The 24,191-nt window shown below is 69.2% G+C and carries 22 protein-coding genes; 15 read left to right on the top strand and 7 right to left on the bottom strand.

Features of this window, described 5'->3' with window-relative positions; genetic code table 11:
- The first annotated feature begins 94 nt into the window (after positions 1-94).
- The gene (locus ACIBTS_RS35120) at positions 95-481 is read left to right on the top strand and encodes a DUF302 domain-containing protein (protein WP_399324750.1); all 387 of its coding nucleotides are present in this window, start codon (positions 95-97) and stop codon (positions 479-481) included.
- Here ACIBTS_RS35120 and ACIBTS_RS35115 read toward each other — a convergent pair.
- The 4 genes from ACIBTS_RS35115 to ACIBTS_RS35100 form a co-directional block, all read right to left on the bottom strand.
- Positions 402-1,169, bottom strand: coding sequence for a hypothetical protein (locus ACIBTS_RS35115; protein WP_399324749.1), 768 nt, complete (start codon positions 1,167-1,169; stop codon positions 402-404). The two genes, ACIBTS_RS35120 and ACIBTS_RS35115, sit on opposite strands and share 80 nt — an antisense overlap.
- Positions 1,170-1,462: 293 nt before the next feature.
- A complete protein-coding gene (locus ACIBTS_RS35110; protein ID WP_399324748.1) occupies positions 1,463-3,415 on the bottom strand; it encodes a primary-amine oxidase in 1,953 nt (650 codons plus the stop codon).
- A gap of 68 nt (positions 3,416-3,483) precedes the next feature.
- Complete coding sequence (locus ACIBTS_RS35105) at positions 3,484-4,962, bottom strand: APC family permease (protein WP_399324747.1); 1,479 nt, start codon at positions 4,960-4,962, stop codon at positions 3,484-3,486.
- A gap of 214 nt (positions 4,963-5,176) precedes the next feature.
- Positions 5,177-6,022, bottom strand: coding sequence for an IclR family transcriptional regulator (locus ACIBTS_RS35100; protein WP_399324746.1), 846 nt, complete (start codon positions 6,020-6,022; stop codon positions 5,177-5,179).
- 63 nt (positions 6,023-6,085) lie between these two features.
- Between ACIBTS_RS35100 and ACIBTS_RS35095 the strand changes: the two genes are divergently transcribed.
- From ACIBTS_RS35095 to ACIBTS_RS35035, 13 genes are all read left to right on the top strand, one after another.
- The gene (locus ACIBTS_RS35095) at positions 6,086-7,567 is read left to right on the top strand and encodes an aldehyde dehydrogenase family protein (protein ID WP_399324745.1); all 1,482 of its coding nucleotides are present in this window, start codon (positions 6,086-6,088) and stop codon (positions 7,565-7,567) included.
- A gap of 58 nt (positions 7,568-7,625) precedes the next feature.
- Positions 7,626-8,249 (top strand): NAD(P)H:quinone oxidoreductase, encoded by a 624-nt coding sequence (gene wrbA / locus ACIBTS_RS35090; RefSeq protein ID WP_399324744.1) that lies wholly within the window; start codon positions 7,626-7,628, stop codon positions 8,247-8,249.
- The gene (locus ACIBTS_RS35085) at positions 8,236-9,012 is read left to right on the top strand and encodes a DsbA family protein (RefSeq protein ID WP_399324742.1); all 777 of its coding nucleotides are present in this window, start codon (positions 8,236-8,238) and stop codon (positions 9,010-9,012) included. The genes wrbA and ACIBTS_RS35085 overlap by 14 nt, the downstream gene beginning before the upstream one ends.
- Before the next feature lie 174 nt (positions 9,013-9,186).
- Positions 9,187-10,764, top strand: coding sequence for an acetolactate synthase large subunit (locus ACIBTS_RS35080; RefSeq protein WP_399324741.1), 1,578 nt, complete (start codon positions 9,187-9,189; stop codon positions 10,762-10,764).
- A gap of 11 nt (positions 10,765-10,775) precedes the next feature.
- Complete coding sequence (locus tag ACIBTS_RS35075) at positions 10,776-12,326, top strand: aldehyde dehydrogenase family protein (RefSeq protein ID WP_399324740.1); 1,551 nt, start codon at positions 10,776-10,778, stop codon at positions 12,324-12,326.
- 24 nt (positions 12,327-12,350) lie between these two features.
- A complete protein-coding gene (locus ACIBTS_RS35070) occupies positions 12,351-13,145 on the top strand; it encodes an SDR family NAD(P)-dependent oxidoreductase (protein WP_399324739.1) in 795 nt (264 codons plus the stop codon).
- 28 nt (positions 13,146-13,173) lie between these two features.
- Positions 13,174-14,196: a WD40/YVTN/BNR-like repeat-containing protein gene (locus ACIBTS_RS35065; protein ID WP_399324738.1), complete on the top strand. Its 1,023-nt coding sequence runs from the start codon at positions 13,174-13,176 to the stop codon at positions 14,194-14,196.
- Complete coding sequence (locus tag ACIBTS_RS35060) at positions 14,196-14,759, top strand: VOC family protein (protein WP_399324737.1); 564 nt, start codon at positions 14,196-14,198, stop codon at positions 14,757-14,759. The genes ACIBTS_RS35065 and ACIBTS_RS35060 overlap by 1 nt, the downstream gene beginning before the upstream one ends.
- A gap of 37 nt (positions 14,760-14,796) precedes the next feature.
- The gene (locus tag ACIBTS_RS35055; RefSeq protein ID WP_399324735.1) at positions 14,797-15,399 is read left to right on the top strand and encodes an amino acid synthesis family protein; all 603 of its coding nucleotides are present in this window, start codon (positions 14,797-14,799) and stop codon (positions 15,397-15,399) included.
- A 1-nt stretch (position 15,400) separates the two neighbouring features.
- Positions 15,401-16,321: an alpha/beta fold hydrolase gene (locus ACIBTS_RS35050; protein ID WP_399324733.1), complete on the top strand. Its 921-nt coding sequence runs from the start codon at positions 15,401-15,403 to the stop codon at positions 16,319-16,321.
- A complete protein-coding gene (locus tag ACIBTS_RS35045; protein WP_399324732.1) occupies positions 16,318-18,009 on the top strand; it encodes a bifunctional 3-(3-hydroxy-phenyl)propionate/3-hydroxycinnamic acid hydroxylase in 1,692 nt (563 codons plus the stop codon). Before ACIBTS_RS35050 ends, ACIBTS_RS35045 begins: the two co-directional genes overlap by 4 nt.
- Positions 18,006-18,311 carry an NIPSNAP family protein gene (locus ACIBTS_RS35040; protein WP_399324731.1) on the top strand — a complete coding sequence of 102 codons (306 nt, stop codon included), beginning with the start codon at positions 18,006-18,008 and terminating at the stop codon, positions 18,309-18,311. The genes ACIBTS_RS35045 and ACIBTS_RS35040 overlap by 4 nt, the downstream gene beginning before the upstream one ends.
- A 57-nt stretch (positions 18,312-18,368) precedes the next feature.
- Complete coding sequence (locus ACIBTS_RS35035; protein WP_399324730.1) at positions 18,369-18,800, top strand: carboxymuconolactone decarboxylase family protein; 432 nt, start codon at positions 18,369-18,371, stop codon at positions 18,798-18,800.
- Between the two features lie 762 nt (positions 18,801-19,562).
- On the opposite strand, the gene ACIBTS_RS35030 is transcribed toward ACIBTS_RS35035, so the two are convergent.
- Positions 19,563-21,236: a histidine phosphatase family protein gene (locus tag ACIBTS_RS35030; protein ID WP_399324729.1), complete on the bottom strand. Its 1,674-nt coding sequence runs from the start codon at positions 21,234-21,236 to the stop codon at positions 19,563-19,565.
- 347 nt (positions 21,237-21,583) lie between these two features.
- Here ACIBTS_RS35030 and ACIBTS_RS35025 point away from each other — a divergent pair, with 347 nt between their 5' ends.
- A complete protein-coding gene (locus ACIBTS_RS35025) occupies positions 21,584-22,087 on the top strand; it encodes a transposase (protein WP_399324728.1) in 504 nt (167 codons plus the stop codon).
- A 92-nt stretch (positions 22,088-22,179) separates the two neighbouring features.
- On the opposite strand, the gene ACIBTS_RS35020 is transcribed toward ACIBTS_RS35025, so the two are convergent.
- Both ACIBTS_RS35020 and ACIBTS_RS35015 read right to left on the bottom strand, forming a co-directional pair.
- On the bottom strand, positions 22,180-22,857 hold the full coding sequence (locus ACIBTS_RS35020; protein WP_399324727.1) for a response regulator transcription factor: 678 nt from the start codon (positions 22,855-22,857) through the stop codon (positions 22,180-22,182).
- Positions 22,854-24,107 carry a sensor histidine kinase gene (locus ACIBTS_RS35015; protein ID WP_399324726.1) on the bottom strand — a complete coding sequence of 418 codons (1,254 nt, stop codon included), beginning with the start codon at positions 24,105-24,107 and terminating at the stop codon, positions 22,854-22,856. The genes ACIBTS_RS35020 and ACIBTS_RS35015 overlap by 4 nt, the downstream gene beginning before the upstream one ends.
- Positions 24,108-24,191: the final 84 nt, after the last annotated feature.

The raw sequence follows: 24,191 nt of genomic DNA, 5'->3' as shown, positions 1-24,191 counted from the left end.
CCTGGGGGTAAGCAGTCTGCGGCGACGAGCGCACCAAATACCTAGGGGGGTATTGTTGGGCGCGTTCGCATGCTTGCCCATCACTGGAGAACCCGTGAGCTACGACCGCACCGTCAGCCTGACCAGTGACTTCGCCACCACGGTCGACGCCGTGCGCGAAGCCCTCGCCGCCCAGGGCTTCGGCGTCCTCACCGAGATCGACGTCAGGGCCACCCTCAAGGCCAAGCTTGGCCACGACATGGAGGACTACCTGATTCTCGGCGCGTGCAACCCGCCCCTGGCCCACCGCGCCATCGAAGCCGACCGTGCCATCGGTCTGCTGCTGCCCTGCAATGTCGTCGTGCGCCGAGAGGGGGACCACACGCTCGTCCAGGCCTTGGACCCGAACACCATGGTCACTCTCACCGGTCTGCCCGCCCTGGAGCCCGTCGCGCAGGAGGCCGCTGCCCGCCTGGACGCCGCCCTCGCCTCGCTCGCCTGACCGCCCGTGAGGTCTCTGCCTCGCGAGGCGCGACCTGACGCGCCGCTGCGGATTGCCGCCAGGCGGTCTCCCCCGCGGCCGTTCGGCTCCCGGCGAGCGAGAGTGAGGGCCCACGTCGTCGGCCCGGGCGGCAGGGTGCCATGGCGCATTCCGGCCGCCCATCGGACCAGCCCGGCGAGTTGTCGCGTTCCGTCCCGGTGACCGGCCGGTCCTCGGTGCCGAGCTTGTACTGAAACAGCAGTGGGAGGGGTGGGTTCCAGACGCGTTCGTGGGTGTCGTAGGCGCTGACAAGTGGGATGGCGCCGTCGGCTCTGCGGACGCGGCTGACGATGGTGCTGAGGACATCAGCGAGTTCGGGACTGATCAGCAGGAGTCGTTCGGTGTCGGTCTTGGACGGCGCGACCTGGAGGAGGGGGATGAGTTCGCCAGTGGTCGGCAGCCGGTATTGCACGAAGCTGTGGTGGTTGAGCTCGTGCAGCTCTTCGATCCGGATGCCGGTGTGCCTCAGGACTTCGATCGCTGCCCAGGCCCAGAACGTGGCGTGTTCCTCGTAGGTGAGGTTGTGTACTTCTCCAGTGGCCGCGTCGGTGACGTGGATCGTGTTGGCGTCCCTGCGGACGGTGGTGGGCCGCAGGTAGGAGATGCCCTCGAAGGTGAGAGTGGTGCCTGGCTCGGCCTTGTTGGACACTCTTCGTCGTCGCCGCGGGCTTCCAGGTCCACGCCGTCCTCACCCCCACGACCACGACTGCCGAACGCCAGATCCAGGTGCTGGAAGCACTCCTGGCGTCCTACGCCTGAACGGCGCGCCCGTGGGCGGAAGCCCGTGCGGTCGGTGTCGCCGCCCCGTGTCCTGGCAAACGCCGCCCTCCCTCCCACGCGGTGGGAGGGAGGTGCTCGGAACGGCTCCGGCGACCGCACGTGCCGGCCGGTGGCGGCGCCTCCATGGCGGCGCCGCCACCGGAACGCTGGGGTCCCCGAACGTCACGAGGCCTGTTCGGTGCCGGGCTCATGGCAGGGGGCGCAGTGCGCGGTGCCGTGGCCGGCGGGCGGGGGGACGTCCAGCGAGGGGTTCCGGTCGAAGAACCCTGCCGGCTTCAGAGAGAAGCCGACGTAGTCACACGGCATGATCGGCCAGTCCTCGGGCCGTGGCAGGTGTGAGGTGCCGAAGGTGTGCCACAGCACGACGTCGGTGTTCAGCAGATCGCGTTCCTGCTTGACCCATTCGCCGATGCCGTCGCCGGGATGCTGGTTGGGGTAGTCACCGGCCGCGTGCAGTTCGGTGGGTGAGTAGCGGGTGACCCACAGATGCGTCCGGGCGAACTCCGCTCGCCGCGCGAGATCGCTGTCCGGGGCCGCCAGCAAGGTCGGACCGACGAAGGGTACGAGCTTGTAGGCGACCGGTTCGCCGTGGCGGTTGAGCACGCCGGGGTTGATGACCTTCCAGGTGCGTGCGGTGAGCGGGTCGCACATCCGGCGGCTGTCCCGTTCGTTGCCGATCGGGGTCTTGCGCGCCACGATGGCGTTGCCGTAGGGATTGTCCGGTCCGATCGGCATGCCCACCGCGTCGACTTCCACGACGGTGTTGTCGGGGCCGTCGACTTCCAGGTCCAGCCGCATGTTGAACAGGTGCTGGTGGTTGGGGGCGTCCAGTTGCGGGGCCACAAGAGCTCCGAACTGCGGGGTGGCGCCCGGTGCGATCGCCCGGGTCTGGACGATGCCGGTGAGTTTCGCCTCGAACTGGATTGTTCCGTCGAGATAGAAGTACCAGAAGAAGCCGTATTCGTAGTTGCCGATGGTGTGGATCGCCGACACGACGAAGCGGCGTGAGCGGCGGACCTCGGCCTGGTCCGTATAGCGGAAGTTCCAGTGCTTCCAGAGGATTCCGTAGTCCTCCTCGTGCAGACAGATCGCGTTCGTCACGGTGTGCGGAACACCCGATTCGTCGGCCAGTACCGCGTCCATGTAGCGGATCTCACCGAGGCAGTCGCAGCCCAGTGACAGGGATCCGACGGTCTTCCCGAGGTTGTACTCGCCGGCGTCGAAGACATTGCGGAAGTAGAAGTCGTCGCTGGTGTCGCCGTAGGGCACGACCATCTCGCTGATGCTCGCCCGGTGCAGGACCGACCGCCGACGATCCCCGTCGAGGTAGGAGACATCGCTGATGACGAGTCCTTCGACGGTGTCGATATGCGCGTGCAGCCGCCACCGCTGCCACTCGATGACGTGTCCGTCCAGCGTGAACGACGGGCCGTCGGGCTGGGTGATCTCCAGCGGGCGCAGATCCGTTCGGAGCGGTCCGACGCTGTCGACGTCGTAGTTTCCGCTCTCCGGGGGGACGGGAATCGGGTCGCCCTCGATGATCGCGGCCACGGACTGCTCGTTGCAGTCGATGACGAACACCAGGTTGCCGACCGGCCGGGCGTAGCCGTTGTCCTCCGGGAAGGTCCGCACATATGCGCTGGCCCGGATGATGCGCCGGCGCGCGTCGATGCCGTCGATGGAGAGCGTTCCCGTGGACCAGGGATCGATCTGCAACAGGTCCAGGTCGTGAACTCCGTGCCGTTCGAGAGCGGCCACGGCCCGGGGATCCTTCTTCACGATGTCGTCCAGGGCCATGATCTCCTCGATCATGATGGCCGGCTGGATGCCCGGAAGATGGGTCCAGGACGTGAGGGTCCCGGTGGTGAGATCGACACGCGCCTCGTAGGTGGCGGTGTCGGCGCGGTCGTAGACGACGAGGAATGCCGACCGGGGGAGCGGGGCGTGCGGATCGTGGTCGCGCACCGACTGCTTTTCGGGATGGTCGAGGCGCACGAGGGGGAAGCGCGGGGCCGTCAGCTGCGGCTTGCCGGCTCGAACGGCTGCGACGGCCGCCTCGATCTCCGGGGCGGACAACGGGTCGTACGGGTGGGCCGGGGTGGACTGCTGCGTCATGCTGGTCGTCTTCCAATCGACGGTTTTTCGGACTGCCGGGCCGAGGTGTTAAGGCCTTGGCCGTTCGGCTATCCCTTCTCGCTGGCGAGCGGAGAGGGATCGGCGACCGGGAACTCGATGCCCGGGCGCTCTTGGCGGCGGAGGGCGAAGAAGGCCCAGATGACGCCGAGAACGAGCCAGATGCCCAGCGCCGGCGCGACGGTGTTGAGCGGGCTGGTCGCCTTGTAGATCGATCCGAACACGGCTCCGGTGGCGACGAGGATCCCGGCGGCGGCGGCGATCACCAGCTTCACGCGGTTGACCTCGTGCCACAGCCCCTTGGCGCCGGCGGCGCTGACGACCAGATACATCAGCGCCAGGCCGGTGCCCCCGAAGCCTGCCATCCAGCCGAACATCGGTGACCACTCGGGCTGCAGAACACCCGGTTCCCCGGTGGCGAGGGAAAAGATTCCGTGGTTGACCCGGACCAGGACGATGGCGATGACCGACACCACGCCGAGCAGCACGGCGCCGCCCACGGGGGTGAAGAACCGGGGATGCACCGTGGCCAGCGGAGCGGGCAGCCGACCGGCGCGCGCCATGGCGAGCATGCCCCGGGTGGCGGCGACCCCGACTCCGATCGCGACGGCCATGACGTCGAGGATGATCAGAACGGCGACCACGTCGCCGAACGTGCTCGAGCCGAAGGCGCTGCCCGAGGCGAGGGTCTGAAGCGGGAAGACGCTGTTCTTCCACGCCGTTCCGTTGAGGCCGAAGCCGATGTCCTGGGCGTAGGCGGTGATGACGAAGTACACCCCGACGATGGTGAGTGACATGAGCACGGCCCTCGGGACATGCCGTTTCGGGTCGTCGGTCTCCTCGGCGAGGTTGGCGGCCGACTCGAATCCGATGAACATGTTGATGCCGTAGAGCACGCCGTAGAGGAGGTCCACGCCGCTGATGGACAACGGGTTGAACGGCTTGGCCGACAGGCTGTGCCCGCCGAGGCCTCCCCGGAAGATGATGTAGAGCGAGAAGCCCAGCACGACCGCGGAGGAGATCAGTACCAGCGCCAGCTGGGCATTGACCGAGACCTGGACGCCGATGACGACGATGACCAGCACCACGGCGAGGAAGGCCAGCGCGAGCGGCCACCAGGGCACGTCGATCGAGAAGGCGGTGTGCAGGAACGACTGGGTGAGACCGCCCAGCACCAGGAAAGTCGCGGCACCGAGTATCAGCATGGCGCCGTAGTACACCCAGCCGGCCACGATGCCCACGCGTGGTCCGGCGCCGTCGCAGACGTATTCGTACAGCGAGCCGCACAGGTGAATCCGCTTGGCGTACTGCGCGATGATCCAGCCTGCGCCGAATATCCCGATGCCCGCGACGATGATCGCCAGCGGTGTGGCGACGCCCGCACCGCGGCCGGTGGCCGACAGTCCGACGATCAGCGGCAGCAACGCCGCGACCGAGAAGACCGGTCCCATGAAGCCTACTGATTGAGCCAGGACGCCGGTCATGGAGAGTTTGGCACGCCCGAGCGACTGACTGTCTGGAGAAGCCATCTGTCCGCTCCCTGTGGAGGGGCCGAGGAACGCTGTACGATTTTCGTACAGGCTGTTCGCTATTGGGCAGATGGTGGGGTCATGCAGCTCGCGTGTCAACCATGCGGCTTGTTAACTCTGGATGCAGGGCCATGGGGCGGACGCCTGCCGGGTACGTCGAATCCGGGCATGCCGATGAGCCGCTCGGTGCGGCTGCGTTCATCGGTGGTGGGGTCTAGTGACCGCTGGGCATGTCGAATCCAGGCGCCCCGCTGAGCCGCTGAGCCGCTTGGGCGGCCGCGCTCGTCACCAGGTCACCGAAGGCGGGGTCGGGCGCGTTGGCTCCGATCCGGACGATGCCGAGGCTGGCGGTCGGCCAGTCCGAGACGCGGATCGGGGCTGCCACGCCGACGGCGCCCTCCTGTAGGGCGCCGACGCTGATGGCGTAGCCCTGCCGGCGTGCACACAAAACGTCTTCCGTGTCGGAAGAGCTCGGTGGCCGGCCGGCGAGAATTGCCACGCCGTCGGCTCCCACGGTGAGCGGGTGCCGCGCGCCCTCCCGCATCGCCAGATGCATGGTGCTGTCGGGTGGCTCCGCGGTGAGCAGGACCAGGGCCTGGTCGCCGTCGGCGACGCTGAGGATCGCGGTGCTGTTGGTGCGTTGGCTCAGTTGTTGCAGGATCGGCAGTGCGACGCTCTGAAGCCTGGGCCGTAGTCGGCTGGCCAGCTCGGCGAGGCCGAATCCCAGGACGTAGCGCGTGTCGAGGCGAGTGACGAGATTGTGGGCCTCGAGAGTGCGCAGCAAGCGATAGACGATCGCGCGCGCGGCCCCGATGTGCCCGGCGAGCTCGGCGGCGGTGAGGCCGTCGCTGTGCTTGGCAAGCAGTGCCAGCACGGTCAGTCCGCGGTCAAGCGTCTGCGATGTCTCGCCGCCCGAACTCACTCGCGCCGCCTTCCCCTTGGGCCGATCCCGGTATGCCGACTCATGCTGCCATGTTTTTCGAATGCTCATGACCGGGTCGAATTCGACATGATCCCGGCAATCCGTTACCGATCCGGCGTCGCTGCCCAGTATCAGCACCCTTGACTGCTTGCATCAAGCCGCGTAGCGTCCGACTATCGTCCAGTAGAACGGTAATCGTACATGTCGAAGCGTGCAGAGGCGGAAGAGCTGGCCAGTACGGTGCCCTCGGTGCCGTATGTGGCGGGAACATGGGAGCCGACCGGAAAGGCCGGGACTTTTGAGGTGATCGACCCGGTCACCGAACGTGTTCTGGCGTCGGTCACCGAGGCGGACGCCGCCGCCGTCGACCTCGCGGTGTCGGCCGGGCACTCGGCGCTGGACGACGGTGAATGGGGCCGACTGGACGGCGCCGCGCGCGGTGTGCTGCTGGGCCGGCTGGCGGACCTGCTCGAATCGCGCACGGAAGACTTCGCGAATCTGGAATCGCTCGAAGTCGGCAAGCCCGGCATCGAGCCCCGGGTGATCGACCTGCCGCAGGCCGTGCAGACCTTCCGGCACTACGCCGGGTGGGCGGACAAGATCGAGGGGCGCACGATCCCGACTCCGGGATACATGGGCCACCAGACCTTGAGCTACACGATCCGCCAACCGATCGGCGTCGTCGCGGCCATCACGCCGTGGAACTCACCCACGATGATCGGGTCCTGGAAGGTCGCGCCCGCCCTGGCCGCCGGCTGCGCCGTCGTTCTGAAGCCGCCGGAGGACGCGCCCCTGACGTCGTTGCTGCTCGCGCAGCTCATCGACGAGGCCGGGTTCCCGCCGGGCGCGTTCAGCGTCCTTCCCGGCCGGGGCGCGACGACGGGCAACCTGCTGATCGAACACCCCGGCGTGAACAAGATCTCCTTCACCGGCAGCCCGGAAACCGGGCACATCGTCGCGATCGCGGCGGCCAAGGGGTTGCGGCCCACGACGCTGGAGCTCGGCGGCAAGAGCCCGCAGATCGTCTTCGCCGACGCCGACCTCGACGCGGCCGCCGACGGGGTGGCTGTCGGGATCTTCGCCAACCAGGGCCAGGTCTGTGCGGCCGGGAGTCGCATCCTGGTCGCACGCTCGGTGTACGGCGAGTTCGTCGAGAGGCTCGTCGCCCGAGCGGAGGCCGCCGTGCTGGGCGATCCGTTCGATCAGGGCACCACGATGGGCGCGCTGATCAACGCCAGGCAACGCGAGCGGGTCGCCCGCTACATTCAGATCGGCCGGGACGAGGGCGCCCGACTCGTCGCCGGCGGCGGGCGACCGGATCGCAGTGGCTACTTCATCGAGCCGACCCTGTTCGCGGACGCGTCCAACGACATGACCATCGCGCGGGAAGAGATCTTCGGACCCGTCGGCACCGTCATGTCTTTCGACACGGACGACGATGCCGTAGCCCTTGCCAACGACAGCGACTTCGCTCTCGCCGCGACGCTGTGGACCTCCGATCTCAGTCGCGCGCACGCGGTGGCACGGCGCGTCCAGGCCGGCGCCGTCGCGATCAACGGCTGGTCACCCCTGGACCCCCGGCTTCCGTGGGGCGGATCGAAACTCAGCGGCCACGGTCGCGAACTCGGCCGCGCGGGGATCGAGGCCAACACCGAAGAGAAGACCGTGACGGTCGTCCTGTGAAACCCATCGCCCGGGCTGCTTCGCAGCCGCACCGCGACATCCTGAAAGGCATGCAGTCATGACCGCTCGCATACTCGTCGCCTATTACAGCGCGACCGGCTCGGTCCACCGCCTCGCCGAGGCCGTCCGGGACGGCGCCGTCTCGGCGGGTGCCGAAGTCCGCCTGCGCCGCGCCGCCGAGCTCGCCCCGGAGGAGGCCATCGAGTCCAACCCGGCCTGGGCTCAGCATCGGCGTGACACTCACGACGCCGTCGAGGTGGCCACGCTGGAGGACCTGGAGTGGGCGGACGGATACGCCTTCGGCACCCCGACCCGCTACGGTGCCCCGGCCGCCCAGCTCAAGCAGTTCCTCGACACGGCCGGCGGCCTGTGGCAGGACGGCAAGCTCGCCGACAAGCCCGTCACGGCGTTCGTGTCCTCGGCCGAGCGCAACGGCGGCCAGGAGTCGACCATCCTGTCGCTGAACAACGTCTTCTACCACTGGGGCAGCATCATCGTCCCGCTGGGATACACCGACGACGTCGTGTTCGCGGCCGGCGGCAACCCGTACGGCACCTCATGGCCGGCGGGCTTCCCGTCCACGATGCCCGACGACGTGACGCTGGAATGCGCCCGGTTCCAGGGCGCGCGCCTCGCCCGGTTCGCGGTCGCCCTCGCAGCAGCTCGCCATGTCGCCGCCTGACAGCCCGTCCGATGCCGCCCTACAGGTGGAGATCTGGTCGGATCTGCACTGCCCTTGGGCGCTGGTCGCGCTCCACCGCCTGCGGACAGCCCGTCAGGAACACGGCCTCGACGTCGTTTTCGTGCCCCGGGCCTGGCCCCTTGAATGGGTGAACAGCCGCGGCACGCCGCGCGAGATCGTCACCACCGAGACCGCCGCGCTCGCGAGCCACGAACCCGACCTGTTCACCGCCTACCGCGTCGAATCCTGGCCGTCGACCTTTCTCCCCGCGTTCGAACTCGTCGCCGCCGCCCGCCGTCTCCACGGTGTCGTGGCCGCGGAGGAGGTCGACTACGCGCTGCGCCTGTCGTTCTTCCGGGACAGCGTGGACGTCAGCATCGCCGCCGGGCTGTACCGGGCGTTGGAGCTGGCAGCGGGCACCACAGAACTGGATCCCGAAGCGGTCATGGATCTGTGGCGGGAGTCCGACGTGCGGTCTGACGTCGCCGCCGACTACCGCGAGAGCGGGCGGGTCGCGATCCAGGGAAGCCCCCAGATCATGTGGCCGGACGGGTCGAGCGATCACAACCCGGGGATGACTGATCACCAGTGGCACGGTGGGCTCGTAAGGATCATGAGCACCGACCGTCGTGCGCCCGAGCGGCGCCTGCTCGAGGTCTTCCGCGCCGTCCGGGAAACCGACTCGTCGCGGGATGCGATCGAGACCGAGACCGAGGCCGAGACCGAGACCGAGGCCACGAGAACGCCGGACGCCGGCATCTGACATCCGGTCCTCCGCTCCTTCGCTCCTTCGCTCGTCCGCACGTCCACTTGTCCGGCCCCGCCCACCCCTTTCCGGCTCCGGTTCGACCGCGTACCAAGCCCGCTGCGCCTGAGCCGGCGGGCTCGGCCGAATCACGAGAGGCACTGCCGTCCTATGACTGATCCGATCACCGACATGACCACGCACCGGGGCGGGGACAAGACCGGCGCACACCTACTGGTCGAGACCGCCGCCGCCGAGGGCGTCGAGGTCTGCTTCGCCAACCCCGGTACCACCGAGATGCCGTTGGTGACGGCGCTCGACGCAGTACCCGCCGTACGTCCTGTGCTCGGTCTGTTCGAGGGCGTGTGCACCGGCGCGGCCGACGGGTACGCGCGTATCGCCGGAAAGCCGGCCATGACCCTGCTGCACCTGGGCCCCGGTTTCGCCAACGGCGCGGCCAACCTGCACAACGCCCGCCGGGCCTACTCACCGATCCTCAACGTCGTGGGCGATCACGCCAGTTGGCATCTCTCCTACGACGCGCCCCTCACCAGTGACATCATCTCCCTGGCCCGCCCGGTGTCCGGGTGGGTCGGCACGGTCGGCTCGGCGGACGACATGAGCCGCGCCACCACCGAGGCCCTCGCAGCGGCCCGGACCCCTCCGGGCTGCGGTGCCACGCTGATCGTTCCGGTGGACTTCCAGCAGCGGACCGTCACCGAAGCGCTCGCCGGCACCCCACCGCGACCGGCAACGGCACCGGCACGTGTCGACGCAGACGCGGTGGCGAGGCTGGCCAAGCGCCTGCGCGGCGGTTCACCAGCCGTGCTCCTGCTCGGTGCGGGAGCTCTGACGGAACACGGACAGCGCGCCGCGGAACGGATCGCCGCCGTGACCGGGGCCACGCTCTACAGCGAGACGTTCCCCGCGACCGCCGAACGCGGCGGCGGCCTGCCCGACCTGGACCGACTGCCGTACTTTCCCGAAGCGGCGATACAGGCTCTGGCCGGTGCGGGGACGGTCATCCTGGCCGGCGCCGTGGAACCCGTCTCCTACTTCGGCTACGAGGGGATTCCCAGCCTGCTGGCCCCGCCCGGATCGGTTGAGGTGCTCGCGGCCCCGGGCGACAACGCCGTACAGGCGCTGGAGGACCTGGCGGACGCGCTCGGAGCGCCCTTGGTCACCCAGGGCCGGGCGGCCGTGCCCGACGGCACTCATCTGCCAAAGGGCCCGCTGACCCCCGGGACGATCGGCCGGATCGTCTCCGCTCTCCTGCCGGAGCAGGCCATCGTCTCCGTCGAGGGCGGCACCTGCGGCTACCCCTTCTTCACGGCTTCGGTGAACGCTCTGCGCCACACCACACTGACCAACACCGGAGGAGCGATCGGCCAGGGACTGCCCGCCGCACTCGGCGCGGCGATCGCCGCGCCCGAGCGTCAGGTCGTCGCCCTGCAGTCCGACGGCAGCGCCCAGTACACCGTCCAAGCCCTGTGGACGATGGCCCGAGAGCAGACGTCCGTCGTCACGCTGATCGCTTCCAACCGCAAGTACAACATCCTGCAGACCGAGCTGACCCGCCATGGCGCGAGCGTCGCCGGCCCCGCATCCACAGCTCTGACCAGCCTCGACGACCCGGCACTGGACTGGATGGGGCTTGCCCGTGGCTACGGCGTCCCGGCCGCACGGGCGCAGACGGGCGACGAACTGGCCCGCGCGCTGCGGCGGGCACTGGCCGACGGCGGCCCCCGGCTCATCGAGATGGTCCTGTGAGAGGAATCCCCGTGCACGACACTGCTCCGCCCCCAGCACCCGGAACCGATCTGACCGAAGCCCATCTGACGGAAGCCCAAAGGAAGGTACAGCGGTACCTGTCCGCTGCGCGCACGATGCTCGTCGGCGGAGCGTGGGTGCCGGCCGTCTCCGGCCGGACCTTCGACACCCTCGACCCGGCGACCGGCACGGTACTCACCAAGGTCTCCGACGGTGATGGCGCCGACATCGACCGCGCCGTCGCCGCCGCGCGGCGTGCCTTCCAGGATTCTCGCTGGCGGCGCATGAGCCCGATGGACCGGGGCCTGCTGCTGCACCGGATCGCCGACCTCATCGAGGCCAACGCCGACGAACTGGCCCTGCTCGAATCCCGTGACAACGGAAAGCCCGTCTCCGTGGCCCGTGCCGTCGACGTCGGAACCAGCGTCAAGCTGTTCCGCTACTTCGCGGGCTGGCCGAGCAAGCTGGAGGGCAGCACGATCCCGGTGTCCCCCCGCGGCGGAATGCGGGTGCTGAACTACACCACCCACCAGCCGGTCGGTGTGGTCGGCCTCATCGTTCCGTGGAACTTCCCCATGTCGATGGCCTGCTGGAAGCTGGCCCCCGCACTGGCCATGGGCTGCACCGTCGTGCTGAAGCCGGCCGGGGAGACTCCGCTGTCCACGCTCCGGCTGGCCGAGATCCTGACCGAGTCGGGCCTGCCCGACGGTGTGGTCAACGTGGTCACCGGCGGCGCCACCGCGGGCGCCGCCCTGGCCGCACATGACGACGTCGACAAGATCGCTTTCACCGGCTCGACGGAGACCGGCCGGGCCATCGTCCGGGCCGCCGCCGGAAACCTGAAGAAGGTCTCGCTCGAACTCGGCGGCAAGTCACCCAACATCGTGCTGCCCGACGCGGACCCGCAGAGCGTCGCGGAGGCCGCCGCCCAGGCCATCTTCTTCAATCAGGGCCAGGTGTGCACCGCCGGATCCCGGCTGTACGTCCACGACGCGATCTACGACGACGTGGTGGACGCCGTCGCCGAGCAGGCCCACAAGATCGTGATCGGGCCGGGCAGCGATCCGGCCACCGAAATGGGCCCCCTGGTCTCCGCCCGGCACCACGACAGGGTCTCCTCCTACATCGAATCCGGCCGGCAGCAAGGCGCCCGCCTGGCCACGGGAGGCCGGCGACCCGAACTGGCGTCGCCCTACGACGGAGGCTATTTCCTCGAACCGACGGTCTTCGCCGAGGCCGGCCAGGGCATGCGGATCGTGCAGGAGGAGATCTTCGGGCCGGTGCTGGCCGCGTTGCGCTGGAGCGACGTGGACGACCTCGTCGCCAAGGCCAACGACACCCCCTTCGGGCTGTCGGCCGGAATCTGGACCTCCGACCTCGGACACGCCCACCGGATCGCCGACGACCTGCAGGCGGGCACCGTCTGGATCAACTGCTTCAACGTGACCGATCCGGCCTCCCCCTTCGGCGGCTTCAAGCAGTCCGGCTGGGGCCGCGAAATGGGCCGCAAGGTGCTCGATCTCTACACCGAGGTCAAGAGCGTCTGGGTCAACCTCGACTGACACCGCATCACTTCGGAGCGATCGATGGATCTTGAACTGACCGGCAGAGTCGCCATCGTCACCGGCGGGAGCCTCGGCATCGGCAAAGCCGTCACCCGCGAGCTGGCCAGGGAAGGCGCCGACGTGGTGATCACCGCGCGCCGGCTGCCCGCCCTGGAGGCGACCGCAAAGGAGATAGCAGCCGAGACCGGCCGCCGGGTGGTCCCGATCAGTTCGGACACCACCGACACCCGGTCCGTACGCGACATGGTGCGCGCGGCCGCCGACGAACTCGGCCGCGTCGACATCCTCGTCAACGGTGCGGCCGCCCCGTCCGGTCTGGTGCGCAACGGCGTCGAGGACGCGGACCCCGAGCTGCTGCTCGCCGACATCGACACGAAGGTCGTCGGCTACTTCCGCTGTGCCCAGGCCGCCACCCCGTACATGAAGGAGAACGGCTTCGGCCGGATCATCAACATCGGCGGGCTGACGGGACGTTCCAGCCACGCGCTGTCCGGCATGCGCAACCTTGCCGTCGTCCACATGGCCAAGGCCCTGTCCGACCAGCTCGGACCGTACGGCATCACCGTGAACACCGTGCACCCCGGCGTGGTGGAGACCGAACACATTCACGAGCTGTACGAGAAAGAGGCCGCCAAGCGCGGCATCACGGCGGCCGAGGTCGAGGCCGACTTCGCCGCCCGCACCCCCATCCGCCGTGTGCTGGAGGCGCAGGAGGTGGCCCAGAGCATCTGCTTCCTCGCCTCGCCGCGAGCGGCGGCGATCACCGGTGAGTCGCTGGGCATCGACGGCGGTCTCACCCGCGGCATCTTCCTCTGACCAGCTCTGACCAGACAGGAGTCCGCTCATGCAAGGAACCATTCTCGTCGCCACCGCAGGCCAGGGCGTGCTGCGCAGCTCCGACGACGGCGCGACCTGGTACCGGGTCGGCCTTGGGCAGGCCCTCGAATTCGACGCCGTCGTGCGCTGCCTCGCCGTGCACCCCGAGCAGCCGAACGTGGTCTACGCCGGAGCCGATGTGGGCCTCGTCCGCAGCGACGATGCCGGTGTCACCTGGCACCGCGTCGACTCGCCCCTGAACGACCGGACCATCTGGTCACTGGCGATCGACCCGAACGACGCGGACTTCATGATCGCCGGCACCGGGGCGCCCTCGCGAGCCGCGGTCTTCCGTACGGCCGACGGTGGCGCCCACTGGGACCGGTTGCCCCCGCAGATCCCCGAGTTCTGCGCGGGAGTCAGCAAGCCACGCGTTCTCACCGCGACCGTCGACCGGTACGACCCCAAGAACCTGTGGTTCGGCATCGAGGAGGGCGGGCTCTGGCGCAGCCGCGACCGGGGCGACACCTGGGACCGCGTCGACGGCACACCCGCGACCCTGCCCGATGGGGTCACCAACTCCGACATCCACTGTGTCCTGGTTCTGGAAGGCCCGCCGAAGACTGTCGTGTGCGTCGTCGTCAACGCCCTGTTCGTGAGCCAGGACGACGGCAGGACCTGGACCCGCACGGACACCCGCAAGGAATGGGGCATCTACTACACCCGCCTGGTCAAGCAGATACCGGGAACCAACGAACTGCTGCTGGGCATCGGGGACGCCACGCCGGGGACCCTGACGAGGATCTTCCGCTCCACCGACCTCGCGCAGACCTGGCAGGAAGCCTCGCTCGACATGCCGGCCAACTCCACCGTCTGGGCCTTCGGCGTGCACCCCGCCGACGCGCGGGTCGCGTTCGCCGGTACCAAGTACGGCCATCTGTTCCGCTCCACCGACGCCGGACGTACGTGGGTCAAGGAGTGGCGCGAGTTCAGCGAGATCACCGACGTGGCCTGGACCCCGGCCATCGCCGCAACCCCGGAGGGACACTGATGAACCGCAGCATCGACGACTCCACGCAGACCGGTATCGACCCCGACGAACGCGCGCTGGAAGAACACCAGCAGCCGACACCGATCCGCGACGAGAGCGTGCACGACCTCAAGCCGAGGGTGGTGCGCACGCACCTGTCGCTGTTCGTCCGCGACCCCGAGGCATCCGCCCCCTGGTACGAGGACGTGCTCGGCATGGAGGTCACCGCGCGGGGCCCGCAGTGGGTGTTCCTGTCCTTCGGCAAGAAGCACCACGACATCGCCCTCATCCGTGCCGAGGAAGGCGCGGCGATGAGCGGCATCGGCCTGCAGCACTACGGCCTGGAGGTCGACGGCAGCCTGGACGAATGGCGGCGGCTGTACGGAATGCTGCTGGCCAAGGGCGTGCCCGTGGTGAAGACCACGGACCACAAGGTGGGCTTCGGGCTGTACTTCACCGACCCGGACGGCAACCGCTTCGAGTTCTTCCACGAGACCGTCACCGACGACGAGGAGGGCAAGCGCATCCTCGGCCTCTACGGCGCCCCCAGCGATCCGTTCGAGGTCGAGCCCCTCCACAGCTGAACACCCCCGCCCCACTTCCCACAGCATGGAGAACGCCGTGCCCCAGCCGAACTTCGCCGGTTACCACATCCGCAAGTGGTTCACTCAGGTCGAGGAGACCCTCGCCAACGAGACCGGAGCCCACGCCGACGGCGAGCCGGTGCGCAAGATCGTCATCGCCGCCGCCGTCCACAACCCCTACGCCGGCCGGTTCAGCGAGAACCTGGACGACATCGTCGCCGATTCCCCCAAGCTGGGCGAGGAGTTCGGCCGCCGTATCACCGAGGCCGCGGGCGGCCTGGCCGTCGAGAGCTACGGCAAGGCGTGCCTGGTCGGCGTCAACGGCGAGTACGAACACGGCAACGCCTTTCTGACCGCCGTCTTCGCCGACCCGGTTCGCGAGTCCGTCGGCGGCGGGAAGTCGTGGGTGCCCTCGACCGGCAAGCGCGGCGCGCCCGGGACCGTGATCGACGTGCCGCTGGCCCACAAGGACGCCCTCTACGTCCGCTCCCACTACGACACCGTCACGGTCGGCTTCACCGACACACCCGGTCCGAACGAGGTCGTCGTCATCTTCGCCGTCGCCACCCGCGGGCGGTTGCACGCGCGACTCGGCGGCATCAAGGCCGACGAGATCCAGGGACAGGACGGGCTGCACTGAGATGGACAGCGGCGCCCACGGCCGGGGCGAGGCGACGGGCAACGGCCCGTCGGCCGCCGACGCCGACGCAACCGGCAAGGACCGCTTCATCACGCTGAACGGCCTGCGCGCCCACTACGTCGAGTGGGGCGAGCCCGGCCGTCCCGTCATCGTCATGCTGCACGGCCTGCGCAGCTACGCCCGCACCTTCGCCCCGCTGGCCGCCCGCCTCGCCGGCAGCCACCGCATCCTCGCCGTGGACGCCCGCGGCCGGGGGGACAGCGACTGGGACCCGCAGGGCGAGTACTACACCTCCGCGTACGTCAGCGATCTGGAGCAGTTCGCCGACCGACTCGGCCTGGAGCGCTTCATCCTGCTCGGCCACTCGATGGGCGGTACCACTTCCTACGTCTACGCGGCCCGCCACCCCGGGCGGGTCACCGCGCTGATCGTCGAGGACATCGGCCCCGGTTCATCGCTCTCCGGGGAGGGAGCCGAGCGCATCAAGCGCGAAATGGGCGACACACCTGCGGAGTTCCCTCACTTCGAAGCCGCTCGTGCCTACTGGCGCACGCTCCGTCCCGGCATCTCCGAGGCGGCTCTGGAGTCCCGGCTCAACAACACGCTGCGACCGGGGACCTGCGGTCGATGGCTATGGAAGTTCGACATGCCGGGTATCGCGAAGGCCCGCCTGAATTCCGATCCTGCCCGCCAGGTGGACCTGTGGCCCCACGTCGACGGGCTGCGCTGCCCGACCCTGGTCATCCGCGGCGGTGCGTCCGACTTCCTGCCCGCGGCCACCGCCGAGGCCATGGCCGGGCTCAACCCACGGGTGCGGGCGGTGGAGATTCCCGGCGCGGGCCACTACGTCCACGACGACGCCCCGGATCTGTTCCACCACCAGATCGCACAGTTCCTGACCGATCCGGAGGTCAACCCATGAGCGAGCCCACCGAGATCCGTACCGAGGTGGCCGTCGTCGGTGCCGGACCCTGCGGCGCCACGGTCGCCAACTACCTTGGCCTGTACGGGGTACAGGCCCTGCTCATCGACCGCAGCACCGAGATCATCGATTACCCCCGCGCCGTCGGCATGGACGACGAATGCGTACGCAGCTTCCAGGGCATCGGGCTCGCGGAGGAGATGCTCGCCGACGCGGTCCGCAACGTCCCGCTCAAGATGTTCGCAGCGGACGGCCGGTGCTTCGCCGACATCCGGCCCACCACCAACGAATACGGCTGGCCCCGCCGGAACATCTTCATGCAGCAGCTGGCCGAGGCCACGCTGCGCACGGGCCTGGAACGCTACCCGCGGATCAGGCCGATGCTGGGCCATGAACTCGTCCGGCTGGAGCAGGACGGCACCGAGGTGCGCCTCCATGTGAGAGGTCCCGCCGGTGAGAAGGTGCTGGTGCGTGCCCAGTACGTGGTCGCCGCGGACGGCGGCCGCAGCACGATCCGCACCCACCTGGGGATCCCCCTGGTCGGGGACACCCATCCACGCAAGTGGGTGGTGGTCGAGTGCGACAACGATCCGCTCGACGCCCCCTACACCGGGTTGCACTGTGATCCGAAACGGCCGTACGTCTGCGTGGACCTGCCCTACAACTACCGGCGCTGGGAGTTCATGCTCTTCCCCGGCGAGGACGCCGAGGCGATGCTCCAGCCCGAGAAGGTACATGAGCTGCTCACCGGCCACGTGCCCGACCCGACGGCGCTCAACATCGTCCGGGCCCGCGTCTACACCCACCACTCGCGCGTCGCCGCCCGCTTCCTCGACGGCCGGATCTGCCTGGTGGGCGACGCCGCCCATCTGATGCCCCCGTGGGCCGGTCAGGGCATGAACACCGGAATCCGGGACGCCACCAACGTCGCCTGGAAGCTCGCCGCCGTGGTGACGGGCCGGGCGCACCCGCGGATCCTGTCCACGTACGACACCGAGCGACGCGAGCACGCCAAGGCGATGGTCGGACTGTCGGACACCCTTGGCCGCGTGCTCTCGTCGACCAGCACCTGGGCGGCACGCACCCGCGACGTTCTGCTCCGCGGTCTCACGGTGGCGCCACAGGTGCGCGACTGGCTTCTGGAGATGCGATTCAAGCCGATGCCCCGTTACACGGAGGGCGTTGTACTGCACAGCCGGCGGCCCGTGGCCAAGGACTCGGCTGTCGGCCGGATGATCGTCCAGCCGAACGTGGAGACGGCGGACGGGCGGTCGGTGTTGCTCGACGACATGCTCGGTGAGTGGTTCACCCTCGTCGGTTACGGAACCGACCCCCTGGTGCACCTGGACCCCGAGTCCCGTGCCTTCTGGGACAGGATCGGCACCCGCTACGTCACCATCGTCGAGTCCCGTTCAGGGCGTTCGCGCGCCGAGCGCCTCCGCTCAGTCACTGATTCGGTCGTCCTGGAGGACCTCGACGGCGCCTTGCGGAAATGGTTCGCCGCTCAGTTGGGCACCGTGGCCGTGATCCGTCCCGACCGCTATGTGGCGGCCATGGCCGACACCGCGGAACTCCCGGGCATCAGCGTCGACTTCGAGCGGCTGCTGTCCCCCCGGCGGAGGCCGGACGCGCACGACGAGAAGCCGCCCCGCCCGGCCGCCGTCCTGGCCGACGGGGGTGCGTCGTGATCATCGAGGAACGCAACTATCTGGTCAGACCCGGGGCGGCTGCGAAGTACGCCCGGCTGTGGGACGAGTACGGCCGCGAACCTCAGGTGCGCATCCTCGGGAACCTGCTCGGCTTCTACGTCACCGAGGTGGGGGAGCTGAACACGCTGGTCTACCTGTGGGGCTACGAAGGGCTGGACGACCGGGTCAAGAGGCGGGCCGAGCTCGCCGCCGCCCCCGACTTCGCGGCATTCCGCGCCCAGGTGAGAGACCTGCTGGTGCGTCAGTCCAACAGGATCCTCACGCCCGCCCTGCAGTCCTGAACACCTGCGCCGCGGAGCGGAAGCGGCGACTGAACAGCACTCGCGCCCAGGAGAACAATGTCCACCGACGCCCAGATGCCGAACAACGCGCAGGAATACATCGACGCGATGGCCCGAGAACGCGGGTACGTTCTCGACTACCACAAGATCATGGCCCAGCACGACTTCGAGGTGCTGCAGGCGACCAACGCCCTGGTGCGGGCCGCCTATCTCGCTCCTCGCGCCCTGGACCCTCGTACCAAGGAACTGCTCTTCATCCTGAGCCTGACCGTGATGAGAGCGGGCAAAGGACACATCCAGAGCCACATCCGGGTAGCCCTGGACCTCGGTGTCACCTCGCAGGAGATCCTCGAAGCGATCGAGATCGCCCTCCCGGAGGCCGGAATCGTCGCCTTCCAGGCGGGCTTGGACGCGTGGCGCGAGGTTGTCGACGCCCGCGGCGTCGAACCCACCGTACAGGTGCACCAGGGCGGCTCAGGAACGGGCTGACAGAGCCCCGGCCGAGCGTTCCTCGACGTTCCTCAGCCTTACGGTGCAGGTCACCGTACTGGTCGGGGCCCCGTCGGGCCATGGCCCAGGATGCGAACAACCCTCATTGGTGAAACGCTCGCAAGCATGGACGAAACGCGACTGATCCCCCTTCGAGGCAGTAACGACCCGGTCGGCGATGGAGGTTGGGGCGTGCTCTCCTGGCGGTTCGGCTGGTGGGTGATTCAGCAGGCGGTCCGTCGAGCGAGTACCAGTTCGGTGCTGTGCACGGGTCGGGTGGGCCGTCGGGCGGCGCGGTCGGAGACCAATCCCGCGATCGCGCGGTGTGCCTCGGCGTAGTCTTCGCGGCGTCCGGTGCAGCGCTGCAGTGGCCGCCACTGGCGCATATCGGCGGTGGCGTGCTCGACGGCGATGCGGCGGGAGGACTGGCGGCGGCGCGTCTCGCGCCGGGCCCGTTTGTCCCTGTCGGGGGCGACGACGCGAGCACGGCGACTGGCACGCGGCCGCCCAGCGCAACCTCTTCAACCGCATGATCGGCCAGCTCTACCACTGTCTCCAGCACCGCAAGCTGTTCGACGGGGACACAGCGTTCCCCGCCGAACTCCCTGCCGCAGCTTGGCACGTTGGCATCGTGAGGTGTCTGCTTCCATGCGCCGACCTCACGCGATCACCCGATCACCCGATCAGGAACCCTGTTCGACCAGCCCGGCCCCATGATCGATAATCGGATGGCGACTCAGTGCTCTATTTCGAGGTCTCCGATCACTTGCCCGGTGTCAACAGGCCCGGGATGGTGCGGGTCTGCCGCGTTTCGGAGGCTTCGGGGACGCTCGGGGTCAGGTCGTGGCGGTGGGCGTGAAGGAAGATCCGTTCGTCGGTGTAGACCGCGAAGAAGAAGACGAGTGCGACGCCGAGGCCGATCACCGAGGGGCGGTGGCCCGTGGTGGGGGCCAGGACGGCGGTCATCGCCAACCACAGGAAGACGTTCGGAGTGTTCTGTGTGATGTAGAGGTCCCGGCCGAGGCCGGTGCCGTGGGGGCGCAGGTGCAGGAACAGCGTCGTCAGGAGGCGCTGGGCGGTCAGGGCCGCCGCTGCGGCGGACATCACCAGCAGGAGTCGGATGGCCGTGTGGGAGGTCAGACCGGTCGGCGGGGTGAGGGCGAAGGTGGCGAGGCCGGCCACGGGGACCAGGGCCAGGCCGCCGAGCCAGTTCCAGTTGGTGCTGAGGGCGCCCGCCCGGATCGGGTCGCGCCGGCGCAGGGCCTGCGCTCCCACCCCGGGCAGTACAAGGGCGGCGAGCAGGACGGCCGCGTAGGCGAGGAGGGCCGGTTCGAGCCTGCCCAGGGTGAGGGCCGGTGCGGTGCCTGGGAGGGAGAGGGGGAGGGCAAGGCCGGTGAGCAGGAGCGCGGGGAGGGCGAGCGAGGCGGCCACTGTGTGGCGTACGGCGAAGAAGTAGTCGCCTCCCCAGAGCAGTGAGAGGGTCGGGGCTATCAGGGCGGGTGGGAGGAGCAGAAACAAACCTGCTAATTCCAACGGGAGCGAGTGCCCGGCCCAGATGAGGAACAGGCCCAGTGCGAGACGGGGGAGCAGTAGAGGCCAGGCGGCGCGGAGGCTGCTCAGGGGGCGGCGCAGAGTGGGCGGGTCCACGCGCAGCATGGCGAAGAAGGAGCCGACGGCCAGGAGGGCGGTGAGGGCGGTGGTGAAGACTGTGGCCGGGACCTGGATGCCGAGCGCGAGCTGGACCGCCACGCCCATCGCGGCGGCCGTGGCCACCAGCAGGGGGAGGCGGATCTCCACGATCTCGCCCAGGTCGTTGACGAGCCCTGCCGCGGCGGGGGCGGCAACCGCGCGGCGCAGGTCCTGCTCGGAGAGCGGGCGCGCGTTGGGGATCTTGAAGTCGCGGTACGTGTCCGGGCGCGCTTCCGCGACGACCAGGGCGAACATCTCGACGACATACTTGTGGGCGACGACCAGAACAGTGCGTCCCGCGCTGGAGGCGGGCAACAGGACGTCCTCGTAGTACGCGGCGACCCGGTCGTACATCTCCCGCCAGCTCTCGCCGCCTGGCGGGCGGCCGGTCGGGGAATGGAAGGCCTCGGTGTAGCCGGCGAAGCCGATCGTCTTCTTCACCAGGCTCTTGTTGCGGCCGCTGTAGACGCCGAAGTCGCGCTCGGTCAGTGCTTCGTCGACGGTGATCCGGTCCGGAGGTTGTGGGAGCCGGTCGATGACGGTCCACGCGGTCTGGCGGGCGCGTTGGAGCGTGGACATGTGCACTTCGTCGATGCGTACGCCGCTCGCGGCGAGCGCGGCGACCCGCTCGGCTGCCTGGTCGGCCTGGCGGCTGCCGAGGGCGGTGAGCGGGGTGTCCAGGCGCCCGGCGAACCGGTTCTGTTCGTTCGCCTGGGACTCGCCGTGGCGAAGGAAGAAGAGGGGCATTGAGTGTCCCTTTGCGTGGGGGGCGTAGGAGTTGTCGAGTGTGGTGGGGGGCGTGAGCGACAGCTGTGCTTGTTTAGTATTCAAGTACATGGTGAGAGGTGTTTGTTTTCCGTGGGAAGGCTGTGCGGGAACGTTCAGATTTCTTTGGCCTGAAGCTGTGGCTGATTGGCCGAAGCCGTGGCGGTGAGCGACCGCGGGTGCACGTACGTGTGTCGTCTCTCGCGCCGCACCACCGCCGTTGGCCGGAGTCGTTCGCCGAGGCCACTGGCAGGCGCATGTCGCGACGCGGCAGCAGGCGTCGCGGACCAACCGGGGCGATCACGTGACCTGTTCAGCGGACCGCGCAGATGCGGCAAGAGAGCTGGCGCGCGGATCCTCGCCTGCTGCTCGCCGGTCACGGGCAGCCCAGTGCGGCAATCATCGACAGTCAGTCGGTGGACGCCTCCGAGACCGTGGGCGAGGACAGTCGCGGATACGACGGCGGCAAGTCACGTGACGGGCGCAAGCGTCACATCCTGACCGTGACCACGGCCGATGTGCACGACTCCAAGACCGCCCCCGCGCTGCTGGAGACGTTCATGGACCAGCCGGGCCGGCTGCTGAAACTGGTGTGGGTCGACAGCGCCTACCAGGGGCCGGCGCGGGCGAAGGCGTTCGCCCGCCACGGAGTGCGGATCGAGGTCGTGCGCCGCTCCGACGGGCAACGCGGATTTTGTCGTACTGGCCCGCAGGTGGGTCCTGGAGCGCATGCTGAGCCGGCCGGAGAAACGCCCCGGCCGACTGCCCCGGGCGCAGGCATGAACCGTCCGTCCTCCGCCCGCACCAGCCAGCCCCGCTTCTCCAGCACGTAGGCACGGTGGCGGATCTTCTCCACCTCGATGACTGGACTCGGGGGGCACTGAGCACCGCCTCCGCTCGCGGGCCGCCGGCCCCTGGCGGCTGCTCAGTCTGGTGGGACGGCTGGGTCGATGATCCGATACCCCACGCCGGGTGTGGTGGCGATGACCGGGGGAGCGCCGAGTTTGCGGCGCAGGCGGCTGACGGTCACCGTGACGGTGTTGGTGAACGGGTCGGCGTGTTCGTCCCAGACCTGTTCGAGGAGGTTCTCCGTGCTGAGGAAGGCGGGGCTCGCGTTCAGGAGGGCTTCGAGTACCGCGAATTCCTTGACGGAGAGGTCGAGTTGGTGGCCGTCGCGGCTGGCGGTGCGGCGCATCGGGTCGAGTTCGATGCCCGCCGTGCTCAGGGTGCGGGAACGGGCGGCGGGCCGGCGGCGGGCCAGGGCGCGGATGCGCAGGATGAGTTCGGGAAAGTGGAAAGGCTTGGCGAGGTAGTCGTCGGCGCCCAGGGTCAGGCCGCTGACGCGGTCGCCGGGTGAGTCCGCGGCGGTCAGCATCAGGACCATCACGCGGCCGTCCCGCTCGGTGATCATCTGGCAGAGGGTGTCGCCGTGGATGCCTGGCAGGTCGCGGTCGAGCACGACGACGTCGTACGCGTTGACGTCCAGTTTGGCCGCGGCGTCGAGCCCGTCGTGGGCCACGTCCACGGCCATGCCCTGGTCGCGCAGTCCCTCGGCAATGACTTCGGCGAGGGGGCGGGCGTCCTCGACCACCAGGACTCTCAACGCGCCACGCTCGTCTCTGTGTCGGGGGCTTCCGCCGTCGCCCTGCCGTCCGTACGGGGGAGGGTGATGGTGACGCGCAGGCCGCCGTCGGGGCGGGCGCGCAGGTCCAGGGTGCCATGGTGGGCCTGAGTGACCGCCGCGACGATGGAGAGGCCGAGGCCGCTTCCCTGGCCGATGCCGGTCCTGTCGGCGCCAAGGCGGCGGAAGGGCTGCGCGAGGTCCGACACCCGCCGCTGGTCGAGGACCGGGCCGCTGGACTCGACGACGAGGGACACTGCGCCTGCGCCGTCTCCTTCGGCCCGTACCGCGATACTGATCCAGCCCTCGGGGTCGTTGTGCGCGATCGCGTTGTCGACCACGTTGTCGACCGCGCGGCGCAGCAGCGTCTGGCTGCCCCACACCCACGCGGAGTCGTCGATCCGGGTTTCACGCACGGTCAGGCCCTTGGCCGCAATGTCCTTTGCCCGTCCGGTCAGGGCGGTCAGCGCGAGTTGGCCGAGGGCGAGGCGCGCCGAGTCGGTGAACTCGCCGTGCTGGGTGCGAGCCAGGACGAGGAAACTCTCCAGCAGCCGGTCCACCTGGTCGAGTTCGGCGCGCAATCGGGCGGCCAGCGTGGCCGTGGTCTCGGGCACTGGGCCCGGCTTGGCGAGGGCCACGTCCAGGGAGGCCCGCATCGTGGTGAGCGGGGTGCGCAGCTCGTGGGAGGCGTTGGCGACGAAGAGGCGCTGGGCGTCGAAGGAGCCCTCCAGGCGGCCGAGGAGGTCGTCGATGGTGTCGGCGAGGTCCTTCACCTCGTCGCCGGGGCCGCCGATGGCCAGGCGTTCGTGCAGGCTGTCGGCGGTGATCCGGCGGGTGGCCGCTGTCATCACGCGCAGCGGGCGCAGCACCCGGCCGGCGACGAACCAGCCGAGGCCGACCGAGATCACCGCCATGACGCCGAGGGCGATGGCGGAGCCGAGCAGGATCTGCCGGGACTGGGTGTCGTGCGCCTGGGCCAGCTGCTGCTCCAGATCGTCGATGCGGCCCTGGGCCTGTGCCGCCGTGGCTCGCTGATCGGTGCCACCATCGGGGGCGGACTGGCTGGAGCGCGATCCGCCGGACGCCACCAGGGCCGCGATGGCGAGCAGCGCCGTTCCCGACAGCAGGAACAGAGTCACGTACAAAGCGGTGAAGCGGGTGCGGGCAGTGCCACGGCGCAGGCCGAGCCGGGCAGCCAGGCCCGCGAGCCGTCGGGGCGGACCCCATTTCATCCGCATGCTCCCCTCTCGCCACCGCACCATGACACGTACCGGGCCAGGCTAAGCCGAGGCGCCTAACAGCGAGATGACAGTGGC

Source organism: Streptomyces sp. NPDC050121 (assembly GCF_044460385.1).
In the GTDB taxonomy this organism is placed as follows: domain Bacteria; phylum Actinomycetota; class Actinomycetes; order Streptomycetales; family Streptomycetaceae; genus Streptomyces; species Streptomyces soliscabiei.
Note: the sequence above shows the minus strand (reverse complement) of the source record. Positions and strands in the feature narration are given on the sequence as shown.